This is a genomic window from Halomonas sp. 141, assembly GCF_002810305.1.
GTDB lineage: Bacteria > Pseudomonadota > Gammaproteobacteria > Pseudomonadales > Halomonadaceae > Vreelandella > Vreelandella stevensii.
Genome location: NZ_PINZ01000021.1, coordinates 44,135 through 50,404 on the forward strand (window position 1 = coordinate 44,135; position 6,270 = coordinate 50,404).

7 protein-coding genes are annotated in these 6,270 nt (G+C 62.6%); 5 read left to right on the forward strand and 2 right to left on the reverse strand.

From position 1 onward, the window contains the following. The gene (locus tag CWI66_RS10890; RefSeq protein WP_100731665.1) at window positions 1-897 is read right to left on the reverse strand and encodes a CYTH domain-containing protein; all 897 of its coding nucleotides are present in this window, start codon (window positions 895-897) and stop codon (window positions 1-3) included. 131 nt (window positions 898-1,028) lie between these two features. On the opposite strand from CWI66_RS10890, the gene CWI66_RS10895 reads away from it, so the two are divergent. The 5 genes from CWI66_RS10895 to CWI66_RS10915 all read left to right on the forward strand — a co-directional run bounded on the left by CWI66_RS10895 (window position 1,029) and on the right by CWI66_RS10915 (window position 5,160). Further along, a complete protein-coding gene (locus CWI66_RS10895) occupies window positions 1,029-1,709 on the forward strand; it encodes a TIGR00153 family protein (protein WP_039183511.1) in 681 nt (226 codons plus the stop codon). 9 nt (window positions 1,710-1,718) lie between these two features. Next, entirely contained in the window at window positions 1,719-2,984 is a 1,266-nt protein-coding gene (locus CWI66_RS10900; RefSeq protein WP_081137353.1) for an inorganic phosphate transporter, read from the forward strand. 157 nt (window positions 2,985-3,141) lie between these two features. After that, a complete protein-coding gene (gene argA, locus CWI66_RS10905; RefSeq protein WP_039183507.1) occupies window positions 3,142-4,458 on the forward strand; it encodes an amino-acid N-acetyltransferase in 1,317 nt (438 codons plus the stop codon). Between the two features lie 89 nt (window positions 4,459-4,547). Continuing rightward, window positions 4,548-4,745 (forward strand): hypothetical protein, encoded by a 198-nt coding sequence (locus CWI66_RS10910; RefSeq protein ID WP_081195371.1) that lies wholly within the window; start codon window positions 4,548-4,550, stop codon window positions 4,743-4,745. Then, entirely contained in the window at window positions 4,714-5,160 is a 447-nt protein-coding gene (locus CWI66_RS10915) for a DUF2335 domain-containing protein (protein WP_100731666.1), read from the forward strand. The genes CWI66_RS10910 and CWI66_RS10915 overlap by 32 nt, the downstream gene beginning before the upstream one ends. Window positions 5,161-5,219: 59 nt before the next feature. Here the strand turns inward: CWI66_RS10915 and CWI66_RS10920 are convergent, their stop codons facing one another. Then, window positions 5,220-6,074, reverse strand: a complete 855-nt coding sequence (locus CWI66_RS10920; protein ID WP_039183505.1) for an SDR family oxidoreductase — start codon at window positions 6,072-6,074, stop codon at window positions 5,220-5,222. Window positions 6,075-6,270: the final 196 nt, after the last annotated feature.

A 6,270-nucleotide genomic window follows, 5' to 3' on the forward strand; every position in this document is an offset into this window, starting at 1 on the left:
TCAGCGTAGCGCGGTTTGCTGACCAAGGCGACGGGCCAGCGTCAACGCTGCAACGCCGTACGCCGCTGTGGGCTGGCCGGTAGTGCCCAGCTCGGCCGTCAGCGTGAGGGCCTCGCGCCGTGCGGTGTCATCCAGCGCCGTGTGCTGGGCCAGTTCTCTCAGCGCCTGTTGGGCCGCCGCCAGGTGCTCGGGGTGGCCACTGTCATGGAAGGCATCTAGCGCCACGGTGGCGCGATGCAGCCATGCGCTGGGGGTGCTGGCCTCGGGCAGCGTCCACTGCTGCTGGCCCAGGGCATTGCCTCGGGCGGCCTTGCTGCTGTCGGAAGGGCGCAGTGCTACCTGCTCTGCCAGTGCCAGGGCCAATCCCCATAGTGCATGGGCGCTGCCCTCTTTCAGCTCCAGTTCGACCTCGCCAATAGGGGCGCGGGCACTACCCGCCACGATTTCCCCTTCGTCCACCACCAGCTCGATGGCGCTGCCTTGCCATGCCAACGGCCAGGTACGGCGGTGGAAATCGGTGCTCAGCGTGGGTTGCAGCGCCGCTATCTGCTCGGCCAACGGCCCTTGAAACGGCGGCAGCTTGGCCAGCCCGGCCTGGTCGAGAGCGTGCTCGTCCAGCGGCCACTCCCACTCTTCACGACGCGATAGCCCGCCGCCGCCCTGGCCTGCGGTCTTGACCGTTTGCAGCACGCGCTGGCCCAGTCGGCGCAGCCGAACGGCGACCCGGCCAGCGGCCAGATGGCCCTGTGGAGTATCGAAATAGGTGTTGGTCAAGGCCTGCTGCTGGGGCGGCTCTGCCAAGAGCGGATGGGCCAGCAGCGCGTCGAGCGCGCCGGGCCCCAGGGCCAGCTTCAGTTCGACTTCCTGAGGGGCCGCCGGATGAGGGTGTTGGGTCATGACGCTTCCTGCCAAGTGGTCTATGTTGCGTATTGATGACGGTTAAATGAACTTTTTATGACGAAGCCGAGCGCACTCTTTATACTGTCGCCCGCCATTTCCAGGCTCCCCGAAAACAGGCTAAAGGCTCTATGGTAACCTCCAACCCTTTTTCCGCGATGTTTGGCCGCTCGCCATTCCAGCCGCTGCTGGCCCACATCGTCAAGGCCAATGAATGCGCCGACCTTCTCCTGCCGTTCTTCGAAGCGACCCTTGCCGGTGACTGGGACGCCGCTGCCGAGCTGCGCGAGCAGGTGACCTCGCTGGAGCACGAAGCCGACACCCTCAAGACCGAGCTGCGGCTCAATCTGCCCAATAGCATGTTTCTGCCGGTCTCGCGCTCGGACCTGCTCGATTTGATCAGCGTACAGGACAAGATCGCCAACAAGGTGCGTGACATTACCGGCATCATGCTGGGCCGTAAAATGCGCGTGCCCGACGAGCTGGCCGATTTGATGCGTGAGTACATGGCCACCAGTGTGGCCTGCGTGGCCCAGGCGCGCCAGGCGTTGGAAGAATTGAAGGACCTGCTGGAGTCCGGCTTTGGGCGCAACGTCTCGGACGTGATGCAGAACATGATCCGCGAGCTGCACGTGCTGGAGCACCAGGCCGATGATCAGCAGGTGGCGATTCGCCGCCGTCTTTTCGAGCTGGAAAGCCAGCTTCCCCCCGTGGATGTGATCTTTCTATACAAGATCATCGACTGGGTCGGCGAAGTCTCCGACCGCGCCGAACGCGTGGGCAGCCGCCTGCAGATCCTGACCGCACGCTAAGGGGCTCCCATGCAGATTATTGTCCAGCACGGCGACATCTTTATCATTCTGGCCTGCCTGTTTGGCTTCTTCATGGCCTGGGGGGTGGGTGCCAACGACGTGGCGAACGCCATGGGCACCTCGGTGGGATCGAAAGCGATCACCATCAAGCAAGCCATCATCATTGCGGTCATCTTCGAGTTCCTGGGGGCCTGGCTGGCCGGGGGCGAAGTCACCGCCACCATTCGTGGCGGCATGCTGGACCCGGCACTGCTGGAAGCCAACCCGCAGCTGCTGGTATACGGCATGTTGTCGGCCCTGCTGGCGGCGGGTATCTGGCTGATGATTGCCTCGGCCCGAGGCTGGCCGGTGTCGACCACTCACTCGATCGTGGGCGCCATCGTGGGCTTTGGTGCCGTGGGCCTGGGCGTGGAAGCCGTGGCCTGGAGCCGCGTGGGCACCATTGCTTCCAGCTGGGTCATTTCGCCGCTGCTGGCGGGCACCATCGGCTTCGTGTTGTTCAAATCGGTGCAGTACCTGATTTTCGAGAACAAGGACCCGTTTGCCGCCGCCAAGCGCTACGTGCCGGGCTATGTGTTTCTGGTAGGCTTCATCGTCTCCATGGTCACTCTCACCAAGGGGCTGACCCACGTGGGGCTCGACCTGGGCTTTGGCCAGAGCTTCCTGCTGTCGATGCTGATCGGCATCGTGATCATGGGCGTCGGGGTGGTCATGCAGCGGCGTATCAAGTACGTGCAGAGCGCCAGCGACCACTTCGGCTATGCCAACGTGGAGCGGGTGTTCGGCGTGCTGATGATCTTCACTGCCTGTGCCATGGCGTTTGCCCATGGTTCCAACGACGTGGCCAATGCCGTTGGCCCGCTGGCGGCGGTGATCAGCGTGGTGCGCAGCGACGGCGTGATCGACAGTGCCGCGCTGGTGCCCTGGTGGGTGCTGGTGCTGGGCGGTGGCGGCATCGTGGTGGGCCTGGTGACCTACGGCCATAAGGTGATTGCCACCGTGGGCACCGGCATTACCGAACTGACCCCCAGCCGTGGCTTTGCCGCCACGCTGGCGGCAGCCACCACCGTGGTGCTGGCCTCCGGCACCGGGTTGCCCATCTCGACCACCCATACTCTGGTCGGGGCGATCCTCGGCGTGGGCCTGGCTCGTGGCATGGCGGCGCTGAACCTGCGGGTGATCGGCACCATCGTCATGTCCTGGCTGATTACCCTGCCCGCCGGGGCGGGGTTGGCCATCGTGTTCTTCTTCATGTTCAAGGGCATGTTCGGCTGATACACCTCTCCCCAGGCTAACGCTTGGCGGGTATACGGCGGCACCTTCGACAGCCGGTCTCGAGAGGAGATCGCTGCAATAGAAGGTGCCGCTGTTTTTTATGCTCTGTTAAAGTAAGCGTGATCACTTTCATTCACCTGCTGCCGGAGAGCGGCCCTTGGACACACGTTTCCCCTTTGTCGACTGGTTTCGTAATGCCTCCCCGTACATCAATGCCCACCGGGGGCGAACCTTTGTCATCCTGATTGAAGGCGAAGCCATGGCGTCGGGCCGAGGAGAGCAGCTGATTCAGGACCTGGCCTTGCTGCACACCCTGGGCGTGCGCCTGGTGGTAGTGTTCGGCATTCGCCCCCAGGTGCATGAAGCGTTGACGGCCGCAGGTGTGGAGCCCACTCGGGTGGATGGCCGCTGGGTCGCCGACCGCGCCGTGATGGCCCATGTGGAGCAGGTAGCGGCGCACCAGCGGCTCTGGCTGGAAGCGCGGCTCTCGTTGGGGCTGCCCAGCACGCCATTGCACGGCGTAGAGCTGAGCGTGATTTCCGGCAATCTGGTCACCGCCAAGCCGCTGGGCGTGCGTGAGGGCGTGGACTTCGATCACAGCGGTGAGGTGCGCCGGGTGCGCGCCAGCGCCATCGAAGGGTTGCTGGAGAAGGGCTCGCTGGTGCTGCTGCCGCCGCTGGGGTTCTCCAGCACCGGAGAAGTGTTCGACCTGGATGCCTCGGAAGTGGCCCAGCACGCCGCCGTGGCGCTCAAGGCAGACAAGCTGATTCTGCTGGGCGAATCCGAAGGCCTGGAAGACGAGCAGGGTGCGCTGCTGCGCCAGCTTTCACCTTTCGAAGCCGAACCGCGCTTGCAGCAGGCCGTGCCCGGCAGCGAGCTGGCGCGCCATCTCAACGCCGCCTGCACCGCCGCCCGGGAAGGCGTGGCCCGCACGCACCTGCTCTCCTGGCGCAACCATGATGCGCTGCTGGGGGAGCTGTTCACCCGTGACGGTGTGGGCACCATGATCACCCAGCACCGCTACGAGCAGCTTCGCCCGGCCACGCTCAATGACGTGGCGGGCCTGCTGGAGCTGCTGGAACCTCTGGAGCGGCGTGGCATGCTGGTGGCCCGCTCCCGGGAGCGCCTGGAGCATGAAATCGACGACTACATGGTCATCGAGCGCGACGGCATGGTGATCGGCTGTGCGGCGCTGCACGTCTTCCCCGAGACCACCGTGGGCGAGCTGGCCTGCGTGGCCGTGCATGGCAACTACCGGGGCGGCGAGCGCGGCGAGCGTCTGGTCGAAGCCCTGGAGCGACGCGCCCGCCAGCGGGGGCTTTCCGATATGTTCGTGCTCACCACCCATACCGCCCACTGGTTCGTGGAGCGCGGCTTCCGCGCCGCCAGCCTGGAAGACCTACCCCCCCTCAAACGCGAGGCCTACAACCACGCCCGTAAATCCAAGGTGCTGGTGAAAAATCTGGCGGGTTAGTGGGGAAAACCGGCACCACGCGCGCTATCGACTACCTAACGAGAGTCACTTTGCGCTATGGTAAAAGAAACTAACCGAGGGATGCCGTAATGAACCTCAAACGTATCGCACACATTGCCAGTGTCACTACGATCTTTCCGCAAAAGCGGCAGGCAATCCAACCTGTCGAGTTTGTCGTGCACGAGAGCGATGCAGAGGCATTGAGCAGCGATTTTCTGAAGGTTGGAAAAGATATGCAAAAGGCGATGGAGCAATATGACCGACTCCCCAGACTCTCACACTCGTGATTCATCGCAGCAATCACCAGCCTCCTCTAACAATCAGAGCATTATTGCTCAACAATTGACCTACTCAGGTCCCTTGCCACCCTCTGCGGAAATGGAAAAATACGAGCGCATCAGCCCCGGCGCGGCAGATCGTATTTTAGCCATGGCCGAGAAGGAGCAAGCGCATCGCCACGCGCAAGAAGAGAAAGAAAACGCCGTCAACTCTCGTATTGCTGAGTCCAATATACGCTCGCAGGATGCCAGTATCAGCGAGATCAAGCGCGGGCAGTGGATGGCCTACAGCCTTGGTCTTATCTTTCTGGGTATTACAGTCATGCTCGGGCTGAACGGGCATGAAGTTGCCGCGTCAACACTAGGACTTGGCGGGGTTGCGGCAGTGGCGACTGTATTTATAAAGGTGCGTAACAAGCAGTAGGGTAGGCAGTGATAGTCGTGTTCTATGGGTGAGGCGGCATTGCCGCCTCAGAGGGTTGGCTAGGTATTCAGAATCACGCCACCGTTCAGGTGCAGCGTTTGGCCGCTCATGTAGGATGACTCTTCACAGGCCAGGTACACGTAGGCCGGGCCGATTTCACTGGGCTGTCCGGCACGTTTCATCGGCACCTGATTGCCGAACTCCGCGACTTTCTCTTCATCGAAGCTGGCCGGAATCAGCGGTGTCCAGATGGGGCCGGGAGCCACGGCGTTGACACGGATGCCTCGGTCCATCAGCGACATCGCCAGCGAGCGTATCAGCCCCTGAATAGCGCCCTTGGTGGCGGTGTAGTCGATCAGCGTGTCATTGCCCTTGAAGGCATTGATGGAGGAGGTGGCGATGATGGTGTCGCCTTCGCTCAGATGGGGCAGCGCCGCTTTGGTCAGATAGAAGTGGCTGAACACGTTGGTCTGGAAGGTGCGCTGTAACTGGTCGTCCGGGATATCGGTGATGTCGTCCCAGTCGTACTGCTCGGCTGCGTTATGGATCACGATATTGATCTTGCCGAATTCCTGCCGGGTGCGGTTGACGATTTCTCGGCAGAAGCTGGGCGCGGCCACATCGCCTTTCAGCACCAGGCAGCGGCGGCCTTCGGCCTCTACCAGCCGCTTGGTCTCTTCGGCGTCGCGGCTCTCCTTGAGGTGCACGATCACACTGTCGGCCCCTTCACGGGCGTAGTGCACCGCAATGGCTCGGCCGATGCCGCTGTCGCCACCGGTGATGATCGCCACTTTGTCCAACAACTTCTCGGCACCGCGATAGCTGTCGCGAATGTACTCGGGCTCGGGGCGCATGGCATGCTCATCGCCCGGCTGTTTTTGCTGATGCTGTGGGGGTTGCTGTTGGTCGCTCATGTGCGGTCACTCCTTTTTAGGCACAGACACGTAACTCCTTCCATGAAGGCAAGTACACACGACGCTGCGGTGAGCGCTACCACCCGCATCCTGAGGTGCAGAGCGCTCCAGCGCCGTGCTTACCAAACAGCGCGTAAAGCATCGCCCAGTCGGGCGGTGATACAAGCGCGCACCGCGTAGCGGTGCCAGATTGACT

Coding starts and splice junctions, on each gene's coding strand:
- CWI66_RS10900 (WP_081137353.1), top strand. CDS start 1,719: ATGCAGATTATTGTCCAGCACGGCGACATCTTTATCATTCTGGCCTGC.
- CWI66_RS10915 (WP_100731666.1), top strand. CDS start 4,714: ATGACCGACTCCCCAGACTCTCACACTCGTGATTCATCGCAGCAATCA.
- CWI66_RS10920 (WP_039183505.1), bottom strand. CDS start 6,074: ATGAGCGACCAACAGCAACCCCCACAGCATCAGCAAAAACAGCCGGGC.
- CWI66_RS10890 (WP_100731665.1), bottom strand. CDS start 897: ATGACCCAACACCCTCATCCGGCGGCCCCTCAGGAAGTCGAACTGAAG.
- CWI66_RS10910 (WP_081195371.1), top strand. CDS start 4,548: ATGAACCTCAAACGTATCGCACACATTGCCAGTGTCACTACGATCTTT.
- CWI66_RS10895 (WP_039183511.1), top strand. CDS start 1,029: ATGGTAACCTCCAACCCTTTTTCCGCGATGTTTGGCCGCTCGCCATTC.